This is a genomic window from Halomonas ventosae, assembly GCF_004363555.1.
Lineage (GTDB): Bacteria > Pseudomonadota > Gammaproteobacteria > Pseudomonadales > Halomonadaceae > Halomonas > Halomonas ventosae.
The window spans coordinates 1-19473 of record NZ_SNZJ01000020.1; the positions used below are offsets into that span (position 1 = coordinate 1).

Here is a 19473-nt window from a genome sequence, read left to right on the forward strand (position 1 = left end):
GGCTCGAGGCCATTCGGTCCTACTCGGGATACACCCAGGCTGTGAGCGGTGGTAGCTAATCACCCCTCACTGGAGAGACACAAGGTCCTACGCCATGGATGGCGTCGGTAGCGCCCAGGGAAGGGTTTACAGCGCCTCCTCGATGGTCCGACACTTCGGGGCCTGCCGGCGGATCAGCCCCTAGCGATGCTACTAGCTGCAATGTCCTGCGTCTTGAACTCCTGCTTATCGTCGCCATCTCATCAGGGCACGCATTCATAGCCGCCCGAGGAGGGCCACGATGAAGATCCTGATGGTACTGACGTCGCACGACCGCATGGGTGACACCGGCCACGAGACCGGATTCTGGCTCGAGGAATTCGCCGCGCCCTACTACGTATTCAAGGACGCCGGCGCCGAGATCACGCTGGCCTCGCCCAAGGGTGGCCTGCCCCCGGTGGACCCCAACTCCCAGGCCGAGGAGGCCCTCACCGAGGAGACCCGTCGCTTCGAGGCGGATGCCGAGGCCAGGTCGCAACTCGCCGAGACCCGCAAGCTTGCCGATGTCGAGGTGAGCGACTTCGACGCCGTCTTCTTCCCCGGCGGGCATGGTCCACTCTGGGACCTCACCGGGGATCCCGATGTTCGCCGCCTGATCGAGGGCTTCCTGGCGGCCGAGCGGCCGGTGGCGGCGGTCTGCCATGCGCCCACGGTGCTGCTCGAGGCTCGCACGCCCGAGGGCGTGCCGCTGGTCAAGGGCCGCAAGGTCACCGGCTTCACCAACAGCGAGGAGGAGGCCGTGGGGCTCACCCAGGTGGTGCCGCACCTGCTGGAGGATGCCCTCAAGGCGCAGGGCGGTCGCTACGAGCGCAGCGACGATGACTTCGCTCCCTTCCAGGTGCGTGATGGGCTGTTGGTGACCGGCCAGAACCCGGCCTCCAGCGCCTCCACCGCCAAGCTGCTGCTCGAGGTCCTTGCCGAGCGAAGCTGACAAGTCTCGATCCATCAAGCATGCCATGCCGCCCGCCGCGCCTGCCGTGGCGGGCGGCATGGGGTTTTCCGAATGGTGCATTCGGCTTTTTTCAGCGGATACCGATGGTGCGCTGCGGTAGGATCATGGGATCGACACGACGCGGACCGAGGCAACGGATCATGTGGAAGAACACCCGCAGCGGCTGGGGGCTGGTCAGCATCCTGCTGCACTGGATCAGTGCCCTGGCGATCATCGGCCTCTTCATCCTGGGCTGGTGGATGACCGGGCTCGGCTACTATGACAGCTGGTACAACCTGGGCCCCTGGTGGCATCGTTCCTTGGGGATGCTGCTGCTGTTCGCCACATTGATACGCCTGGGATGGCGCATCGCCAACCCGGTGCCGGTGGAGAAGGGCCACCGTCTCGAGCGCCTGGCTGCCCATCTCGGCCACATTGGCCTCTATGTGCTGATGCTGGTGGTGCTGGTCAGCGGCTACCTGATCTCCACCGCCGATGGCAAGGGGATCAACGTGTTCGACGCCTTCACGGTGCCGGCCCTGGTCAGCGACTTGCCGAACCAGGCCACCGTGGCCGGCCAGGTCCACTGGTATGGCGCCCTGGCGCTGATCCTGCTGGCGGCAGGGCACACCCTGGCCGCCCTGAAACACCATTGGGTCGATCGCAACGACGTCCTGTTGCGCATGGTCGACCCGCGTCGCTCCCGTCGCCCCTGAGGCGATATCCCTCCCCGATACCATCCGCAAGGAGAGTCACCTGATGATCAAGAAGACCGCCATCGCCACCGCCCTGAGTGTCGCCGCCCTGGTGGGCGTCAGCCAGGCCCAGGCCGCCGATTACACCATCGACATCGACGGCCAGCACGCCTTCGTGCAGTTCAAGATCAGCCACCTGGGCTACTCCTACATCCTCGGCAGCTTCGAGGAGTTCTCCGGCAGCTTCAGCTACAACCCCGAGAACCTGGAGGCGTCTTCCGCCAGCGTGGAGGTCGAGGTGGCGAGCCTCAACAGCAACCACGCAGAGCGTGACAAGCATATCCTGAGCGATGACTTCCTTAACGCAGGCGAGTATCCCACGGCCACCTTCACGTCCACCGGTTTCGAGCCGACCGGCGACAACGAGGGCGTGCTGACCGGCGACCTGACCCTGCACGGCGAGACCAACGAGATCCAGATGCCGGTCACCCTGGTCGGGGAGGGCGAGGACCCTTGGGGGGGCTATCGTGCCGGCTTCGAGGGCTCTACCACCCTGACCTTGGCCGACTACGGGATCGACATGAGTGACTTTCCCGAGATGATGCACGAGCTCGAGCTCTATGTGACCTTCGAGGGCATTCGCCAGTAAGGCATCCCTGAGGCTCGACCCGCAGGCAGCATGACGCCCCCCGGAGCATCTCCGGGGGGCGTCTTGTTTACAGGGTTAGCAGTGAGGCTCAGCGGGTCTCGTTGAGCACCGCCTCGGGGAAGTGCCGACGCAGGATGCGGTTCTGGAACTCATCCACGAAGCGGCTGTTGATGATGATGATGAAGCGCTCGAAGGGCGCCTCGCTATCTTCCTGGTGAATGCTGTCCACGCTGTGGAAGAGGCGGTCGTCCCGCAGGTGCAGGATATCTCCGGGGGCGAGGGTCGTGTCGACCAGGGGCCGGGTTCCCGCCTTGTCGGCATAGAGGTGGTTATCGCCTCCGGCGACATTGTGGCGGTTCAGCACCATGATGCTCAGCGCCTTGCAGCCGTCGGCATGGATTCCCTGTCCCTGTAGGGGGTCGACCATGCCCTCGCCGCGGACACCGGTAATCTGCATCAGGATGGGCTCGTTGGCTTTCAGGTCCCAGAGTCGTGCCCAGGCGCGCACGAAGGCCTTCACATCCGGGCGGGCCATGTACTCCGGGGTCAGCGGCTCGTAATAGCGCAGCTTGTCCGCCATGCTCTCGGCATCATTGAAGGCGCCTCCCTGAGCCATGGGGCAAGGGCCCATGTCGTAGGCCTCGCCCCGCTCATCCAGGGCCAGCCAGGACATGCGCTTCCAGCGACGGTTGACGTAGGGGTCGCGGGGCAGGTCGGCGGTAAACGCCTGCCAGGCCTCGAGATCCACCCGGGAGCGCACCTCGGTCCTGGCCCAGTCCTGGTGCTGGAGGGCGTCGGTGACCTCTGGCGACCAGTAGTCGGCGACCGGGTCGAGGGGCATGGTGGCGGGATCGAAGCCGTACTTGAGGGTATCGAGTTTCATGGGATCTTCTCCGTTGGAAGGTGGGGCGTGATTGCCCCGTGGGTTGCCCGAAAGTCGTAGCAACCCTAGGAAAAGGAGAAGATTTGCAACGAAATGTCAAAAAATGTACGAGGCTTGTCGTACTGGGTGGCTTGGATCCTTCGTTGAATCGGCGGATGGCAATGCCTGGCATCGCCGCCCCTTCCTGTAGGAGATTTCCTACACGGAGGGGTAGTATGGGGTCTCGGTGTCGCACGATGGGGCGATTTCGCCACATACTGAAGGCTGACATCGTTTGGCGAAGATGAGGAAGTTGATGAGCGGTCGCGATACCGGCTTCCGGCACTGGCTGGCGCGTCGGTGGCAACAGGTCAGAGCGAGCAGGACCGAGGCCCGGGATGACAGCGCCCGGGACGATGTCGAGGTCGTGCGCCGCCAGTACCTGGAGAGCGAACAGCGCTTCCGCGCCCTGCTGGAGAGCCTGCCCAAGGTGGCGGTACAGGGCTATGACCGCGACCGCCGCGTGATCTACTGGAACGAGGCCAGCACCCGGCTCTATGGCTATGCTCCCGAGGAGGCTCAGGGCCAGTTGCTGGAAGAGCTGATCATCCCGGCGCCGATGCGCGAACCGGTGGTCCAGGCGCACCGGGCCTGGGTGCGGGAAGGGGTGGAGATCCCCGCCGATGAGCTCGAGCTCCAGCACAAGAGCGGAGAACTGGTCCCGGTCTTCTCCCACCATGTCATGCTCGGCGAGCATACCGGTGACCCCCTGATGTTCTGTGTCGACGTGGACCTCTCGGACCAGAAGCGGGCGAATCGCGAGCTGGATTTCGCCACGCGCTTCGATGCGCTGACCCACCTGCCCAATCGCCAGACCTTCGAGTCGCAACTGGACGAGGCCATCGCCGACTGTCGCCGACAGGACAGCGGGCTGGTGCTGGTCTACCTGGACATCGACCACTTCGTGGAGATCAATGACGCCCTGGGCTACGAGCAGGGGGATCGGCTGCTGGTCGAGCTGACCCGGCGGCTGCATCGCGCGACGCGAGGCTCGGACATGATGTCGCGACTCTCCAGCGACGAGTTCGTGATCGCCTTCCCGGGGTTCCAGCGTGAGCATGTGCTCCCGCAGCTGGTCCACAAGGTCCAGCAGGTCCTGCGTGATCCCTTCCTGATGGACGGCTCGCGGCGCCAGGTGACGGCCTGCCTCGGCGTCAGCCTCTATCCGGACAATGGCGATACGGCGCGCGAGCTGATCCGCAATGCCGATGTGGCCAAGAACCGGGCCAAGCTGGATGGCCGCGGCAGCGTGTGGTTCTTCGACCAGCAGCTCCACGATGAGCTGCTCCACCAGCATCGCCTGGTCGACCGGCTGGAGCAGGCCCTGGACAGCGGAGGACTCTCGCTGCACTACCAGCCTCAGGTATCCGCTGTCAGCGGTCGCATCGAGAACCTCGAGGCGCTGCTGCGCTGGCAGCCGGCGGAAGGTCCGCCGATCTCGCCGGCCGAGTTCATTCCCCTCGCCGAACGCTCCGACCTGATCCATCGGCTAGGTGACTGGGTCATGGAGGCCGCCTGCCATCAGCGGGCGCTCTGGCGGGATGCCGGCCTGGCCATCGAACGCATCGACATCAACTTCTCCGGCCGGCAGATGAGCCGGCCCGATGTCTTCGAGCGCTTCGAGGCCTGCCTGGCGCGCCATGGCCTGGGGCCCCGGCATATCGGGCTCGAGCTCACCGAGAACGTGCTGATCGAGGCCGACGGCAGGATCCTCGAGGGCTTGCGCCGGCTCCATCACCTGGGCTTTCGCATCGCCATCGACGATTTCGGCACCGGCTACTCGTCGCTCAGCTACCTCAAGCACTTCCCGGTCACGGCCCTCAAGATCGACCGCACCTTCGTGCGGGATGCCCCTGACCAGCCCGAGGATCGGGCCATCATGGAGGCCGCGATCTTCATCGGCCATCGTCTGGGCCTCGAGGTCGTGGCCGAAGGCGTCGAGAACCGCGAGCAGCTCACCCTGATCCGGGAGATGCGCTGCGACCTGGTCCAGGGGTTCTATTTCTTCCGTCCCATGCCCGCCCTGGAGATGGAGCGCGTCCTCGGCGGTCTGGTGGTGGGGCGTCCGGGGGTCTCGGGCTGAGTCTGCTGCCCGCTTGGCGTAGAATGCCAGCCCTGCGCACGACCACGGAGCCCCTGTGACTTCCCTCGACGAATCCCGATCCTCGCTTGGCCCCACCCTGTGGCGCCAGACCTGGCCCATGGCCATCGGCGTGCTGGCGCTGCTCGGCTTCCAGCTGGTGGACAGTGCCTTCATCGCGCGCCTCGGCACGGCGCCGCTGGCCGCCCAGTCCTTCACCTTCCCGCTCTCCTTCCTGGTCATCGGCATCCAGGTCGGCATGGGGATCGCCATCGCGGCGCTGATCTCGCGTGCCCTGGGGGCAGGGGAGGCCGCCCGGGCACGGCGGCTGGGCAGCCTGGTGCTGCTGGTGGGGACCGTCACCATTGCCCTGCTGGTGCTGCTGCTGTGGGCCATTCAGGCGCCGGTCTTCGCCCTGCTGGGGGCCGACACGTCCAGCCGCGAGCTGATCCGGGCCTACTGGGCGCCCCAGCTGCTGGCGGCCTGGCTGGGGGCGGTGCTCTATTTTGGCTATAGCCTGTTCCGGGCCCATGGCGACACCTGGCTGCCCGGCAAGATGATGGTGATCACCAGCCTGGTCAACCTGTGCCTCGACCCGCTGCTGATCTTCGGCATCGGTCCCTGGCAGGGATTGGGGCTGCCTGGCGCAGCCTGGGCCACGACGATCGCCTTCGCCACCGGCCTGCTGGTGCTGGGCCGTCGCCTGGGGGGCATGGACTGGCTGGCGGCCGAGGGGCTGCTCGGGGAACTGCGCCGTTCGCTGGTGCCCTTTGCCGGCATCGCCGGCCCGGCCATGATCAGCCAGCTGATGCCGCCTCTGGCGGCCATGCTCGCCATCTCGGTGGTGGCCTCGCTGGGCGAGGCGCAGGTGGCGGCCTGGGGGCTGGCCAGCCGCCTGGAGACCCTTTCACTGATGGTGGTGCTGGCCATGACCATGTCGCTGCCGCCCTGGCTCGGGCGCTGCTATGGCGCCGGGGACTGGAACCAGATACACCGCCTGATGCGCCTGGCGCTCAGGGTGGTGGTGGTCTGGCAGCTGTCACTGGGGATCCTCATGGCCCTGGCCTCTCCCTGGGTGGCACTGGCCCTCTCCGGCAACCCCGAGGTGCGCGATGACCTGGCGACCCTGATTCGCTTCCTGCTGCCCAGCTATGCGGCACTGGGGGTCTGCATGATCGTGGTCTCGGCGGGCAACGCCCTGGGTTGGCCGCTGCGTGCCATGCTGATGTCGGCCGCCCGGCTGTTCGTCTTCTACCTGCCCTGTCTCTGGGTCGGGGCCTGGCTGGGGGGGCTGCTCGGCCTGGCCATGGGCGCGGCACTCGGCAACCTGCTGGCGGGACTGGTGGCCTGGCAGGTGCTCCGGCGGATCCTCGCCAGCCCCCGCCGGCAGTCGGGAAATATGGATAGTGCAATCATCTAAATAATCTATATTCTACAATATGAATGCCTATTAAAAGCATTAAAAATAAAGCTTAGTTATTTTTTATGCGGGGTATTCAGTGTAATCATCTGGACATACCTCCCTATACTGCCCGCCTTCGATCCCATAACCACAAGGCAGAAGGGGAGCCCCCATGAAGGTACTGATTCTCGGTAGCGGCGTCGTCGGCGTCACCAGCGCCTATTACCTGGCACGCCAGGGGCACGAGGTCACGGTGGTGGACCGTCAGCCATCACCGGCGCTGGAAACCAGCTACGGCAACGCGGGCCAGGTCTCCTTCGGCTTCTCCTCGCCCTGGGCGGCGCCCGGCATCCCGCAGAAGGCGGTCAAGTGGATGTTCCAGGAACATGCCCCGCTCAAGATCCAGCCCAGGATGGATCCGACCATGGCGCGTTTCATGGTGCAGATGCTGGGCAACTGCAACGCCGACCGCTACATGGTCAACAAGGAGCGCATGGTGCGTGTGGCCGAGCATAGCCGAGCCTGCATCAATGCCCTGCGCGAAGAGACCGGCATCCGCTACGAGGACCGCCAGCGCGGCCTGCTTCAGCTGTTTCGCCACGAGAGCCAGGTGGAGGCGGTGGGCAAGGACATGCGGGTGCTCGAGCAGTGCGGGGTGCGCCACCAGTTGCTGAGCGCCGACGAGATCGCCGGCGTGGAGCCCGCGCTGGCCCGGGTGCCGGGCAAGTTTGTCGGCGGCCTGCACCTGCCCGACGACCAGACCGGCGATTGCCACCTCTTCACCAACCGCCTCGCGGACTACTGCCGCGAACGGCTGGGCGTCGAGTTCCGCTTCAACGTCGAGATCCAGCGCCTCAGGCGCAGTGCCGGCACCATCGAGGGCGTGGTCACCAGTGACGGCGAGCTTACTGCCGATGCCTACGTGGTCTGCCTGGGGAGCTATTCGCCGTTCCTGGTCAAGGATCTGGATATCCGGCTGCCGATCTACCCGGTCAAGGGCTACAGCCTGACCGTGCCGGTGACCGATGATGGCGGCGCCCCCCAGTCCACGGTGATGGACGAGACCTTCAAGGTGGCGATCTCGCGCTTCGATGACCGCATCCGGGTGGGCGGCACCGCCGAACTGGCCTCCTACAACCTCGACCTGCTGGAGAAGCGCCGCGCCACCATCGGCATGGTGGTGCGTGACGTCTTCCCGGAAGGGGGCGATGTCGAGAAAGCGGAGTTCTGGACCGGCCTGCGCCCCATGACCCCCGACTCCACGCCGATCATCGGCGCCACCCGGGTCGATAACCTGTGGCTCAACACCGGCCATGGCACCTTGGGCTGGACCATGAGCTGCGGCAGCGGCCAGCTGCTGGCCGACCTGATGAGCGGCCGCGCACCGGCCATCGATCCCCGTGGGTTGGATGTCTCCCGCTACGCGGCCTGAGATAAGAAGCGCAATGAGGCCGGCCTATGCACAGGGCGCCGACTCGGCTCGGGGCAGGCTCGAGACGCCCACCTTGTCGGTGCAGTTCCGGGGAACCTTTGCACCGGAGGAGATGGCGTGGAGGTGGCAGAAAGCCATCCTAGCCGAACACCGTGCGGAGAGGGGTAGCCAGATACGGTAGCGAGCCTTGCCAGGCGGGTGTACTCAATGGGTAGGCCAGGTCCATCAGGTTGCCCCCCAGTTCCTGTAGGGGCATGCCCCGACCCGACCCGGGAGCGAGGCCCCGGGCTCTTTCGCCAAGTGTCAGGACCAATGTGGAACAGCTCCTCGCAACGCGGCGTCTGGCACCCTTATGGGTGATCTCATCGTAAAGTGTCACAATCACTCCGCGAGGCCAGGAACTCGGGCCGTGGCGCAGTGCCGCTGAATGGGCTCTCCAAGCTGTTTTCCACACTGTTGTATACGAAGAACAGGTTGGATCTCGGCCAGGGCGTGAGGTTGCGGTTCGAAGCGTGCAGGATGTTGCAGTCAAACAGCAGCAACGAGCCGGCTGGCCCCTTGGGGGCGACGATCCCGTGTCGCTCGATCAGATCGCCCAGCACCTCTTCGCTGGGCACTCCCAGACGCTGGTGCTGGAGCGACGTCTGCCAGTTATTGTCGGGTGTCTCGCCCACCGTCGGTATGAAGTGCCGATGAGATCCGGGCACAAGCATCAATGGCCCATTGAACTCCAGGTTGTCGGTCAGCATCAGCGAAGCGCTCACAGCCCGCATGCGAGGCATGCCGTCTTCGGCGTGCCACGTCTCGAAATCGGAATGCCAGTCGAATCCGCTGCCCTGGAATCCTGACTTGTCATTGATACGGGACTGGTGGATATAAGCCTCGCTGCCCAACAGCTGGTGAATGATCGCCAGCAGATAGGGATGGCGCGTCAAGGCGGCGAAACGATCAGAGAGCTCATGCATGGCGAATACCGAACGGATCGCGCCCGAATCGGGGTCGGTGATGACCTGATCGCTGGACGTGAGCTCATGATCAAGTTCCATGGCATTGAGCTCATCGAAGAAAGGGGCGATCTCCTCGGGAGAAAGGAACCCTTCCATCCAGAGAAAGCCGTCCTTGTCGAAGCTCTCCAGGCTTGCGGCATCGAGTGGGCCGGCCAGTCGCTGCCGCGTGCTGCCATGAATCACAGGGCAGCGCCGCGGCAAGGGCGACAGGGGTGACGTGATTCGAGTGGGGTATGGGTCACGATTGCCTGGAGTTGATAATGCGTTTGGCATGTCGGCATCCTTTATAGAAGATATGGGGATCGTGGCAGTGAACTGCCTTTCGCCACCCATCCTGAGGGCCGTGCCAGGGAATCGACATAACCTGGGTTATGCGGAGCAAAGACTGTCCGGTAATAACTCGTATGTTGTTGTGTGCCGGTGTTGGTCAAGCGTCGTTATATGTAACAGGGAACGTGGAATGGAGCATCGAGACAGCTGTATCATCCGACATTTCAGCCATTACCTTGCCTTGTCCGAGCGCGACAAGGTGCTGCTGAACGAGCTCGAGCGAACCCCCATCGAGGTTGAGGCGGGTGATCTGCTCTGGGAAGAGATGGCAAATGCCGAGGAGTTCTGTTCACTGCGCAGTGGATGGGCCTATTCCTTTCGCTATCTGGAAAACGGAACACGGCAGATTCTCGAGGTCTTCCTGCCGGGCGATATTATCGGGCTCCGGGAGTTTGCGTTCTCGCAGCGCCTGGCGGGCGTACGGATGATCGAGGATGGCGTCATTTGCCGTTTTCCGCATGCGGCAATCTTGCGGCTGTTTCGGCAGTCATCGACCCTGACGACGGTCATGTTTGCCATTTCCAGCCGACAGCAGGCGCTGATGACCGAGCGGTTGGTAAACATCGCGCGTCGTAGCGCCAGACAGAAACTGGCGCATTTCCTGCTGGAGATGCACCAGCGTCTGAGGCAGACCGAGCCGGAAGGAGACTGTCATCTACGCCTGCCCATGTCGCAGGAGGTGCTGGCGGACCTGCTCGGACTCAGCCCTGTACATGTCAGTCGGACCTTTACAGCCCTGGACGAGGATAGGCTCGTCCATCGTGATGGCCACCGCCTGACGATTCCCGATCTGCAGGCTCTGGCTCGGCATGGCCAGTTCGACGATTGCTATCTCATCGACAATCTCAGGTCGTTGGTTGTCAGCGAGAGTTGAGTTGGCAGCCCCAGGCCTGACATGAAACGCCCGGGCCATTGGCCCGGGCGATGTCGATTCCAGGGGTGTTGCGATCAGTTGACCGCGGCGATCGCCTTGGCCAGGTAGGGCAGGTTCTCGTGGGAGAAGCCGGCCACGTTGGCGCGGCCCGAGCGCACCATGTAGATGCCGAACTCGTCGCGCAGGCGGTCGACCTGCTCGGCCGTCAGGCCGGTGTAGGAGAACATGCCACGCTGCTCCGCCACGCAGGCATACTTCTGCTCCAGGCCATAGGGCTTGAGAGCCTCGACGAAGTCACGGCGCAGGGTGTTGATGCGGTCGCGCATCTCGGTGAGCTCCTCGCGCCAGATGGCGGCGAGCTCAGCGGAGTGGAGGATCTCGCTGACGATGGCGCCGCCGTGGGCCGGCGGGTTGGAGTAGTTCTCGCGAGCCACGATGGCGATCTGCGAGCGCACGTTCTCCATCTGCCCCTCGTTCTTCGCCACCATGATCAGGCAGCCGGTGCGCTCGCAGTAGATGCCGAAGTTCTTGGAGCAGGAGCTGGTGATGATCACCTCGTCGAGGTTCTCGGCCATCAGCCGAACCCCGTAGGCGTCCTCGTCCAGGCCCTCGCCGAAGCCCTGGTAGGCGAAGTCGATCAGCGGCAGCAGGTTGCGCTCGCGAACCACCTCCAGCACCTGTTGCCACTGGTCGCGGGACAGGTCGAAACCGGTGGGATTGTGGCAGCAGGCGTGCAGCAGCACCACGTCGCCCTCGGGGATCTGCTTGAGCGCCGCCAGCATGCCGTCGAAGTCGAGACGGTTATCGGCGTCCACGTAGGGGTACTTGTGCAGCGTCAGGCCGGCGGCCGGGAAGATACCCAGGTGGTTCGGCCAGGTCGGGTCGGAGACCCAGATGTCCTTGCCGGGCAGCTGGTGGGCGATGAAGTCGGCCGCCAGGCGCAGGGCGCCGGTACCGCCGGGAGACTGGGTGGCGCTGGCGCGCTTGGCCTCCAGCACCGGCGATCCCTCGCCCAGCACCATGGGCAGGATCACCTCGCCATACGCCGGCGCGCCATGGGAGCCGATGTAGGTCTTGGTGGTCTCGTTCTTGAGCAGCAGGGCCTCGGCTTCCTTGACGGCGCGCATCACCGGGGTGTTGCCCTGGGCGTCCTTGTAGACGCCGACGCCGAGATCGACCTTCTGAGGGTTGGTATCCTTCTTGAAGGCCTCGATCAGACCGAGGATGGCGTCCCCGGGAACCCGCTCAATTTTCTCGAACATTTATTTCGCTACCTCGTCGGTTCTGGCGGCAAGAATGAAATCGTTCCGGTGCAGGCCCTTCATCTCGTGCGACCACCAGGTCACGGTGACCTTGCCCCATTCGGTCAGCAGGGCCGGATGGTGCCCGGCTTCCTCGGCGATCTCGCCGACGCGGTTGGTGAAGTCAAGGGCCTGCTTGAAGTTGCGGAACTTGTAGACCCGCTCCAGCTTCATGATGCCATCGCGCTCGATGATCTGCCACTCGGGGATCTCGGTCTTGTACTGCTCGATCTCGGCTTCGGTGACGTGGGGGGCGTCCCAGCTGCAGGCTTCACACTGCTGTTCGGAAAGCTGGCTCATGGTATCTCCTTGTCGTTTCGATGGGTCGTCGTTGGGGGCATCGGGGCGGCTCGCGTTCCCGTCAACCGTGCTTGCCGTTGGTCGTCCGTGGGGTCAGGCACTGGCCCTGGCGCTGCTCGAGGCTGGCTCGAAGCGGGGCTCGAAGCGGGGCTCGAACAGGCCCAGCGCCATGGCGCGGTGCACCATGCCCATGATGTCCTGCCGGGAAAGGTCGTGCAGGGTGGTGAGATCGTCAAGCACGTAGTAGAGCGGCTGGAGGATGTCGATGCGGTAGGGGGTGCGCAGGGCATCCACGGGATCGAAGGGGCGATGAACCGGCACGTCGGAGAGCGAGTGCAGGGTCTCCTTGGGTGAGGAGATGATGCCACCGCCGTAGATGCGCCGGCCGGCTGGGGTATCGACCAGGCCGAACTCCACAGTCATCCAGTACAGCCGCGCCAGATAGACCCGCTCCTTGGGCGTGGCGGCCTTGCCCAGGCGGCCATAGGTGGCGGTGAACTCGGCGAACGAAGGGTCGGTGAGCATCGGGCAGTGGCCGAAGATCTCGTGGAAGATGTCCGGCTCCTTCAGGTAGTCCATCTCCTCCGGCGTTCGGATGAAGGTGGCCACCGGAAAGCGTCGGTTGGCGAGCAGGTCGAAGAAGGTGTCGAAGGGGATCAGCGCCGGCACCTGGGCCGTCTGCCAGCCGGTGGCGGCCTGCAGGACCCGGTCCACCTCGCCGAGCTGGGGAATCCGCGACTCGGGCAGGGCCAGGCGCTCCAGGCCGTCGAGGTACTGCTGGCAGACGCGCCCCTCGATCATGCCCAGCTGGCGCTGCATCAGGGCCTGCCAGGTGGCATGCTCGGTGTCGCTGTAGGCAATATGGCCCCGCTCGTCGGGGAGTCGAGCGCGGTAGCCGGTCTTGCTGGCGAACTCGCTCAGTTCACTCAGGCGTGATGTTGACGTCGTCATGGGCTCTCCGTGGCATCGCTTGTGGGTTGTTGTCGGCCGTGCGGAATCCCCTCGAGTCTAGGCGTGACGGGACGGCGATCGAGGCGTCTTGCCACCTGCGTCAGACAGTCGAGAGACGTCATGCTGTAAAGAAATCGTGACGATTGTTTCCGTCAGCCTAGGCCCAGGGAGCAAGATGCGTGCTGGCGCGGATTGAGCGGGCACGAGTGTCACGTTATCTTGACACTCGAGTCACATTGATGTGACGACTTTCAATACCGCCACGAGAGAACCTGGCCCGATGCGACTGAGGTTTCACTGCCAGAACCGGATCGGCATCCTGCGCGACATCGTCGCCCATTTCTCCGACTACGGCCTCAACGTGGCCCGTGGCGAGGTCGGTGGGGAGCATGGCAATGCGATCTACCTGCATGTGCCGAACCTGCTGCATGCGCAGCTCGCCACCCTCAGGCCGGAGCTGGAAGCGGTCCCGGGGGTGTTCGGGGTGCGCCAGGTCAACCTGATGCCCAGCGAGCGGCGGCACCTGGAGCTGGATGCGCTGCTCTCGTCGCTCTCCGACCCGGTGATGTCCATCGACATGGAGGGACATATCGTGGCCGCCAACCGGGCGGCCGGGCAGCTGCTCGGCGTGCGCATCGACGAGGTGCCGGGGCTCTCGCTGGACCGCCATCTCCCGGAGTTGGACCTGCCGGCGCTGATCCGGCGCAACAATGCCCGGGTCAATGGCCTGCGCATCAAGCTGCGCGAGACCACCTTCCTGGCCGATATCGCGCCCCTGCACCGGGAGCATCAGGACGACGTGGCCTCGCTGGCCGGGGCGGTGGTGACGCTTCACCGGGCGGATCGCATCGGGGAGCGCATCTACCAGGTGCAGCGCCAGGAGCTGCGTGGCTTCGAGGCGATCTTCCAGGCGAGCCCGAGGCTGCAGGCGTTGATTCGCGAGGCGCGACGGATGGCGCCGCTGGATGCGCCCCTGCTGATCCAGGGCGAGACCGGCACCGGCAAGGAACTGCTGGCCCGGGCCTGCCACCTGGCCAGTGCGCGTGGCCAGGCGCCCTTCATGGCCCTCAACTGTGCCGGCCTGCCCGAGTCCATGGCCGAGACCGAGCTGTTCGGCTATGCCCCCGGTGCCTTCGAGGGCGCGCGGCCCGAGGGCAAGCTGGGCCTGCTGGAGCTGACGGCAGGGGGCACCATCTTCCTCGACGAGGTGGGCGAGATGAGTCCGCGGCTGCAGGTCAAGCTGCTGCGCTTCCTGCAGGATGGGGGCTTCCGGCGAGTGGGCAGCGACGAGGAGACCTGGCTCGACGTGCGGGTGATCTGTGCCACCCAGCAGGACCTCCCAGCGCTCTGTGCCGAGGGGCTGTTTCGCCACGACCTCTATCACCGTCTCAACGTGCTGTCGTTGCAGGTGCCGCCACTGCGCGAGTGCCGGGATGGCATCGAGGCGCTCTCGATGCACTTCATCGACCGCGCGGCCCGACAGATTGGCTGCCGCCTTCCCGGGTTATCTTCGCCGGCCCTGGCGAGGCTCGTTGCCTACCATTGGCCCGGCAACGTCCGCCAGCTCGAGAACGTGCTCTTCCAGGCGGTCTCGCTGTGCGAGGGCGAGGCCATCGAGCCCGACCACCTGCGCCTGCCCGACGTCGGGGAGTCGGACGGCCTGGCGGGCATCGACCTCGAGGGGTCCCTCGCCGGCATCCTCGGCGAGGTGGAGCGCAGGGTGCTCGAGGCGCTCTATCCGCGGCATCCCTCCAGCCGGCAGCTGGCCAGGCGTCTCGGGGTCTCCCATACCACCATCGCCAACAAGCTGAGACGCTACGGGATCGGCGGGGAGGAGTGATGCGCCGTCTGACCGCCAACTCCTTGCCCTCTCGGGGGGTGCCCCTGTGGCTCAAGCTGGTCTTCAGCCTCTGGGTTGCCACCTGGGCGCCGACCTATTGGGTGCTGCTAGGTCCCCAGAACTACCTCTGGCTGTGCAACCTGGCGAACTTCCTGCTCCTGGCGGGACTCTGGTGCGAGAGCCGGCGGCTGGTTTCCATGCAGTGGCTGGCGGTGGCCCTGGTGGGCACCTTCTGGGCAATCGACGTCGGCACCGCCTGGCTGACCGGCTGGCACCCCATCGGCGGGACCGAGTACATGTTCGACCCCGAACACCCCCCGCTGACACGGGCGATGTCGCTCTACCACCTGATCCTGCCGCTGGTGGCGGGATTCGCGATCTGGCGGATCGGCTATGATCGTCGGGCGCTGGTCTGGCAGAGCATGCTCACCTGGCTGGTGATCCCGGCCAGCTATCTCTTCACCGAGGCAGAGCGCAACATCAACTGGGTCGAGGGACCCTTCGGTCAGCCCCAGTCGGTGATGGACCCCTGGCTCTACCTGGCCGGGCTGATGCTGCTCTGGCCGCTGCTGGTCTACCTGCCGGTGCATTGGCTGACCCTGGTGCTCTCACGCCGCCGTTGCGGCTGATCCCTTCAGCCGGCGAGGTGCTCGGCGACGCGCTGGCGAACCTCGGCATAGGGGTAGTCCTCCAGGGCGCCAAACGCATCCAGCTTGCGTGCCTTCATGGGGGTGAACAGCGGCGTGGTGATCCCGCACAAAAAGCGTGTCAGCAGGTCCGCCGTGGCTGGGTGGCCCTCGCCGGCTTGCGCCAGCCGCTCGAGGAAGGGGCCGCACAGGGGCGCGATCTCCCGTGACGACAGCGGCCGTGCCGGCTCGGCCGCCGGGAGTCGTGCCACCTGCCCTCGGCAGGCAGAACAGTGGCCGCAGTGCTCGGGGGCGCGGGCATCGCCGAACCAGTCGGCGAGTCGCCGGCTCAGGCAGCGGTCACTCTCGAACAGCGCGAGCATGGCGTGCAGGCGGTCGATCTCGGTGCGCTCCTTGTCGCGAAAGTAGCCGAAGAGGTCGTCGGTCAGCGACACCGGGTCGATCCCGGTCGAGAGCACTTCATAGACCTCGGTCATCTGCTTGCTTTCCAGCACCATCCAGCCCTTCTCGACGAAGTAGTCCAGGGCGGTGATCACCCGGCTTCGGCGGGTATCCAGGCCGCGCTCGGACCCGAGGGCCTCCAGGGCGGCGAAGTCCAGGCTGTACCAGGTGCGGGCGCGGGAGGAGGCGTCCAGGATCGCCTGGACGAAGGCCCGCCGCTCGCCCTGGAAACGCTCGAGCAGCGCCTCCGGCTCACCCTCCAGCCGGAAGCGGTAGTCGGCGAAGTAGCTGTAGCGAGGCGCGATGAGGCCTCGTAGCTCGAGCTGCACCAGCAGGGTCTTGAGCGGCAGGGGGCGGATATTGCTGTGCCGCGACAGGGTGTTGAGCATCAGTTCCCACTGGCTGCCGGCGCCGCGCAGGTCGTCGATCACCCGGCGAATGCCGTGATGCTCCGGGGTGTCGCCGTAGACGAAGTTCTCGAGCACCTCGATATGGTCGCGGCCGGCCAGCATCAGGCAGCGGGAGGGCAGGCCGTCGCGACCGGCACGGCCGATCTCCTGGCTGTAGTTCTCGATGGACTTCGGCAGGTCGAAGTGCACCACGTTGCGGATATCGGCCTTGTCGATGCCCATGCCGAAGGCGATGGTGGCAACGATGCAGGGCGTGTGGCCGGCCATGAACTCCCGCTGGATCGCCTCGCGACGCTCGCCGTCGAGCCCGGCATGGTAGGCGGTGGCCGGCAGGCCCGCCTTCGCCAGGTAGGCGGCCAGCCGTTCCGCCGTCTGCTGCAGGGTGACGTAGACGATGGTCGACTCGGGCGGCCCCTGATCGAACCGCGGGCGCAGCCACTCGACCAGTCGGCGGGGGCGCTCGGCGGCGGGGACGGGCGTCACCTGGAGGTCGAGGTTGGCGCGGTAGAAGCCGGTACCGGTGACATCTTCCGGGGCGATGTCGAAGCGCGACCGCATGTCGTCGATCACCCGCGGGGTGGCCGTGGCGGTGAGCAGCAGTACCTGCGGGATGGCAAAGTCGCGGCGGTAGTCCGGCAGCTTGAGGTAGTCAGGGCGGAAGTTGTGGCCCCACTCAGAGATGCAGTGGGCTTCGTCCACCACCATCAAGGAGATCGGCACCCGGCGGATGAAGGCGCGGAACCGCTCGTTCTTGAGGCGCTCCACCGAGACCATCAGGATACGGTTCTCGCCGCGCTTGACCCCCTCCATGACCGCCGCCGCTTCCTCACGGCTCTGGCCCGAATCGAGACTGGCGGCGGGGATGCCGTGGCGGCCGAGGAAGGCCAGCTGGTCCTGCATCAGGGCCAGCAGTGGCGAGATCACCAGGGTCAGGTGGGGGAGGTGAAGGGCCGGCAGCTGGTAGCAGAGCGACTTGCCGGAACCGGTGGGGAAGATTGCCGCCGCCGAGCGGCCGGCCACGATGGCCTCGATGACCGGCCGCTGGCCGGGGCGGAAGTCGTCATAGCCGAAGACTTCCTGGAGCGTCTGCTGGATCATGGGCAGCTCCTGCCGTGACGTCGGATAGTTACTGGGAATATGTCCAGTATAACGTGCCCGTCGGCCCTCGTCCGCGCCAATGGCGCCCGCTATCACTACACTTTCAATACGCCCGTTACCATCATCTGCCGGGGCAGGGAGGGCATCATGTCCATCACCGAGCGTCATCTCGAGATCGAGACCTGCGGCGTCACCCTCGAAGGCGACCTGCTGCGTCCCGAACACCCGGCCGGCATCGTGGTATTCGCCCACGGCAGCGGCAGCAGCCGCTTCAGCGTTCGCAACCGCCGAGTGGCGCGCCACCTGGCCGAGCAGGGTCTGGCGACCCTGCTTTTCGACCTGCTGACGGCCGACGAAAGCCTGATCGATGAGCGCACCCGGGCGCTGCGCTTCGACATTCCCCTGATCGGCGCACGGATGAGCGGGGCCGTTGCCTGGGTGGCCGAATCGCCCGAGACCCGGGCCTGGGAGATCGGCCTGTTCGGGGCCAGCACGGGTGCGGCGGCGGCATTGATCGCCGCGGCCGAACAGCCGGCATTGGTGCAAGCCGTGGTCTCACGGGGTGGGCGGCCCGACCTCGCCGGGGAGTCCCTGCCGCGTGTGAAGGCACCGACCCTGATGCTGGTCGGCGGATGGGATACCCAGGTGATCGAACTGAACGAGCAGGCCATGGCGCGCATGAACTGTGCGCGCAAACTGCTGATCGTGCCGGGTGCCACCCATCTCTTCGAGGAACCCGGCACCCTCGAGAAGGTCGAGGCCCATGCCGCGCGCTGGTTCCTCGACCATCTCGGCCAAGCCTAGACTCCGACCATGACCTGGTTGCGCCCGCCGTGCTTGGCCGCATAGAGGCTGTCGTCGGCGCGGTGAATCAGGGTCTCGCGGGAGTCGCCGATGCGATGCTCGGCGATGCCAATGCTGACGGTGATGCGTCCTGGACCGATACCGAAGTCATGGTCGGCGATCCGCTCGCGCAGGCGTTCGGCCAGCTGTCGGCAGTGAGGCTCGGGGGTCAGGGGCAGCAGCAGGGCGAACTCCTCGCCCCCCAGCCGGGCCACCAGGTCCTCCTCGCGCAGCATCTCCCGGCAGAGCCTGGCAAGGTCTCTCAGTACCTGGTCGCCCTGGAGGTGCCCCCAGGTGTCGTTGATCGACTTGAAGTGATCGAGGTCGAGCATCATCAGCGACAGCGGCAGGGCGTGCCGGTTGCTCAACGAGATCTCTTCTTCGAGGCGCTGCATCAGCTTGCGGCGATTGGCCACGCCGGTCAGGTCGTCGGTGTCGGACAGCCGGCGCAGGCGCTGCTCCTCGGCCATCTGCTCGCTGATGTCGATCATCATGCCGTACCAGAGGACCCCGGTATCGACCTTGCGGGGCTGGGCGCGCAGGGCGATCCAGCTCAGGCGGTCATCGGCCATCTTCAGCCGGAACTTGGTGGTGATGGGGCTCTGCCAGCGGGCGGAACGCTCGATGGCCGCCATCAGGCGTGGATAGTCGGTCTCGGCCAGGCGCTCGAGGGCGGGCGGGGCATTCTGCGCCAGGTCATCCCGGTCGATTCCGGTCAGTTGGGTACCGCTGCCGGCCAGGTAGGGGAAGTGCATCCGGCCGTCGGGGGCCCGGTGCAGCTGGAAGATCACTCCGGGCAACTGCTCGGTCAACTCGAGGATCCAGTCCGGCTGTGGCATTTCCCCACCCGGCATGACGTCGTTGGAGGGCATGCGGGTGTCCTTTTTCCCTGCTGCGAACAGGTGGTTCGTTCTTGGTTATTGTCCTGCTCCTTCGGGGAGGGCAGGTAGCGGACGCTGGGCGCCTCTTGGTCAAGCACATCATGATACGCCGACGCAGACATGGCGACATCCTCCCTGCGGTGTAGGAGATCGCCTACAAGCCAGGTCTGCCGTGACCTGGATCAAGAAAGGGGGCAGTTTGTTTCGGTGGCTCAACGCGGGGCGTCATAGCGTCCCGGGCGTCCGCGGGAGAGGACGACCTGCCAGAGCTGCAGGTGGCGGGCGCGGAAGGCCCCGGCGCAGATCGCCAGGTAGTAGCGGAACATGCGGCGGGTGCGCTCGTTGTAGCGATGGGCGATCTCGTGCCAGTGGGCGTCGAAGTTCGTAAGCCAGGCCATGA

18 protein-coding genes are annotated in these 19473 nt (G+C 65.5%); 10 read left to right on the forward strand and 8 right to left on the reverse strand.

Annotated elements, in window-relative coordinates; genetic code table 11:
- The first annotated feature begins 280 nt into the window (after window positions 1-280).
- The 3 genes from DFP85_RS15190 to DFP85_RS15200 all read left to right on the forward strand — a co-directional run bounded on the left by DFP85_RS15190 (window position 281) and on the right by DFP85_RS15200 (window position 2314).
- Window positions 281-970 carry a type 1 glutamine amidotransferase domain-containing protein gene (locus tag DFP85_RS15190; RefSeq protein ID WP_133637284.1) on the forward strand — a complete coding sequence of 230 codons (690 nt, stop codon included), beginning with the start codon at window positions 281-283 and terminating at the stop codon, window positions 968-970.
- A gap of 161 nt (window positions 971-1131) precedes the next feature.
- Entirely contained in the window at window positions 1132-1686 is a 555-nt protein-coding gene (locus tag DFP85_RS15195) for a cytochrome b (RefSeq protein ID WP_133637285.1), read from the forward strand.
- A gap of 43 nt (window positions 1687-1729) precedes the next feature.
- Window positions 1730-2314 carry a YceI family protein gene (locus DFP85_RS15200; RefSeq protein WP_133637286.1) on the forward strand — a complete coding sequence of 195 codons (585 nt, stop codon included), beginning with the start codon at window positions 1730-1732 and terminating at the stop codon, window positions 2312-2314.
- 88 nt (window positions 2315-2402) lie between these two features.
- On the opposite strand, the gene DFP85_RS15205 is transcribed toward DFP85_RS15200, so the two are convergent.
- Window positions 2403-3197: a 2OG-Fe dioxygenase family protein gene (locus DFP85_RS15205; RefSeq protein ID WP_133637287.1), complete on the reverse strand. Its 795-nt coding sequence runs from the start codon at window positions 3195-3197 to the stop codon at window positions 2403-2405.
- A 295-nt stretch (window positions 3198-3492) separates the two neighbouring features.
- Between DFP85_RS15205 and DFP85_RS15210 the strand changes: the two genes are divergently transcribed.
- From DFP85_RS15210 to DFP85_RS15220, 3 genes are all read left to right on the forward strand, one after another.
- Window positions 3493-5319, forward strand: coding sequence for a putative bifunctional diguanylate cyclase/phosphodiesterase (locus DFP85_RS15210; RefSeq protein WP_133637288.1), 1827 nt, complete (start codon window positions 3493-3495; stop codon window positions 5317-5319).
- 118 nt (window positions 5320-5437) lie between these two features.
- Window positions 5438-6736 (forward strand): MATE family efflux transporter, encoded by a 1299-nt coding sequence (locus DFP85_RS15215; RefSeq protein WP_133637365.1) that lies wholly within the window; start codon window positions 5438-5440, stop codon window positions 6734-6736.
- A gap of 154 nt (window positions 6737-6890) precedes the next feature.
- Window positions 6891-8150 (forward strand): D-amino acid dehydrogenase, encoded by a 1260-nt coding sequence (locus DFP85_RS15220; protein ID WP_133637289.1) that lies wholly within the window; start codon window positions 6891-6893, stop codon window positions 8148-8150.
- 362 nt (window positions 8151-8512) lie between these two features.
- Here DFP85_RS15220 and thpD read toward each other — a convergent pair whose 3' ends face one another.
- On the reverse strand, window positions 8513-9430 hold the full coding sequence (thpD, locus tag DFP85_RS15225; protein ID WP_133637290.1) for an ectoine hydroxylase: 918 nt from the start codon (window positions 9428-9430) through the stop codon (window positions 8513-8515).
- A 187-nt stretch (window positions 9431-9617) separates the two neighbouring features.
- Between thpD and DFP85_RS15230 the strand changes: the two genes are divergently transcribed.
- Entirely contained in the window at window positions 9618-10361 is a 744-nt protein-coding gene (locus DFP85_RS15230; RefSeq protein ID WP_133637291.1) for a Crp/Fnr family transcriptional regulator, read from the forward strand.
- Window positions 10362-10435: 74 nt separating this feature from the next.
- Here DFP85_RS15230 and DFP85_RS15235 read toward each other — a convergent pair whose 3' ends face one another.
- The 3 genes from DFP85_RS15235 to phhA all read right to left on the reverse strand — a co-directional run bounded on the left by DFP85_RS15235 (window position 10436) and on the right by phhA (window position 12913).
- On the reverse strand, window positions 10436-11623 hold the full coding sequence (locus DFP85_RS15235; protein WP_133637292.1) for an amino acid aminotransferase: 1188 nt from the start codon (window positions 11621-11623) through the stop codon (window positions 10436-10438).
- Complete coding sequence (locus DFP85_RS15240; protein ID WP_133637293.1) at window positions 11624-11962, reverse strand: 4a-hydroxytetrahydrobiopterin dehydratase; 339 nt, start codon at window positions 11960-11962, stop codon at window positions 11624-11626.
- Window positions 11963-12055: 93 nt separating this feature from the next.
- Window positions 12056-12913 (reverse strand): phenylalanine 4-monooxygenase, encoded by an 858-nt coding sequence (phhA, locus tag DFP85_RS15245; RefSeq protein ID WP_133637294.1) that lies wholly within the window; start codon window positions 12911-12913, stop codon window positions 12056-12058.
- Window positions 12914-13193: 280 nt separating this feature from the next.
- On the opposite strand from phhA, the gene DFP85_RS15250 reads away from it, so the two are divergent.
- Window positions 13194-14753: a sigma-54-dependent transcriptional regulator gene (locus DFP85_RS15250; RefSeq protein ID WP_133637295.1), complete on the forward strand. Its 1560-nt coding sequence runs from the start codon at window positions 13194-13196 to the stop codon at window positions 14751-14753.
- Window positions 14753-15382, forward strand: a complete 630-nt coding sequence (locus DFP85_RS15255) for a hypothetical protein (RefSeq protein ID WP_133637296.1) — start codon at window positions 14753-14755, stop codon at window positions 15380-15382. The genes DFP85_RS15250 and DFP85_RS15255 overlap by 1 nt, the downstream gene beginning before the upstream one ends.
- 5 nt (window positions 15383-15387) lie before the next feature.
- Here DFP85_RS15255 and DFP85_RS15260 read toward each other — a convergent pair whose 3' ends face one another.
- Window positions 15388-17349 carry a RecQ family ATP-dependent DNA helicase gene (locus DFP85_RS15260; RefSeq protein WP_133637297.1) on the reverse strand — a complete coding sequence of 654 codons (1962 nt, stop codon included), beginning with the start codon at window positions 17347-17349 and terminating at the stop codon, window positions 15388-15390.
- Window positions 17350-17496: 147 nt separating this feature from the next.
- On the opposite strand from DFP85_RS15260, the gene DFP85_RS15265 reads away from it, so the two are divergent.
- Complete coding sequence (locus tag DFP85_RS15265; protein WP_133637298.1) at window positions 17497-18153, forward strand: dienelactone hydrolase family protein; 657 nt, start codon at window positions 17497-17499, stop codon at window positions 18151-18153.
- Here DFP85_RS15265 and DFP85_RS15270 read toward each other — a convergent pair.
- A complete protein-coding gene (locus tag DFP85_RS15270) occupies window positions 18150-19064 on the reverse strand; it encodes a GGDEF domain-containing protein (RefSeq protein ID WP_133637299.1) in 915 nt (304 codons plus the stop codon). The genes DFP85_RS15265 and DFP85_RS15270 overlap by 4 nt on opposite strands.
- Before the next feature lie 221 nt (window positions 19065-19285).
- Window positions 19286-19473, reverse strand: a 188-nt coding sequence (locus DFP85_RS15275) for a class I SAM-dependent methyltransferase (RefSeq protein WP_208108523.1), incomplete at its 5' end; no start/stop codon positions are given.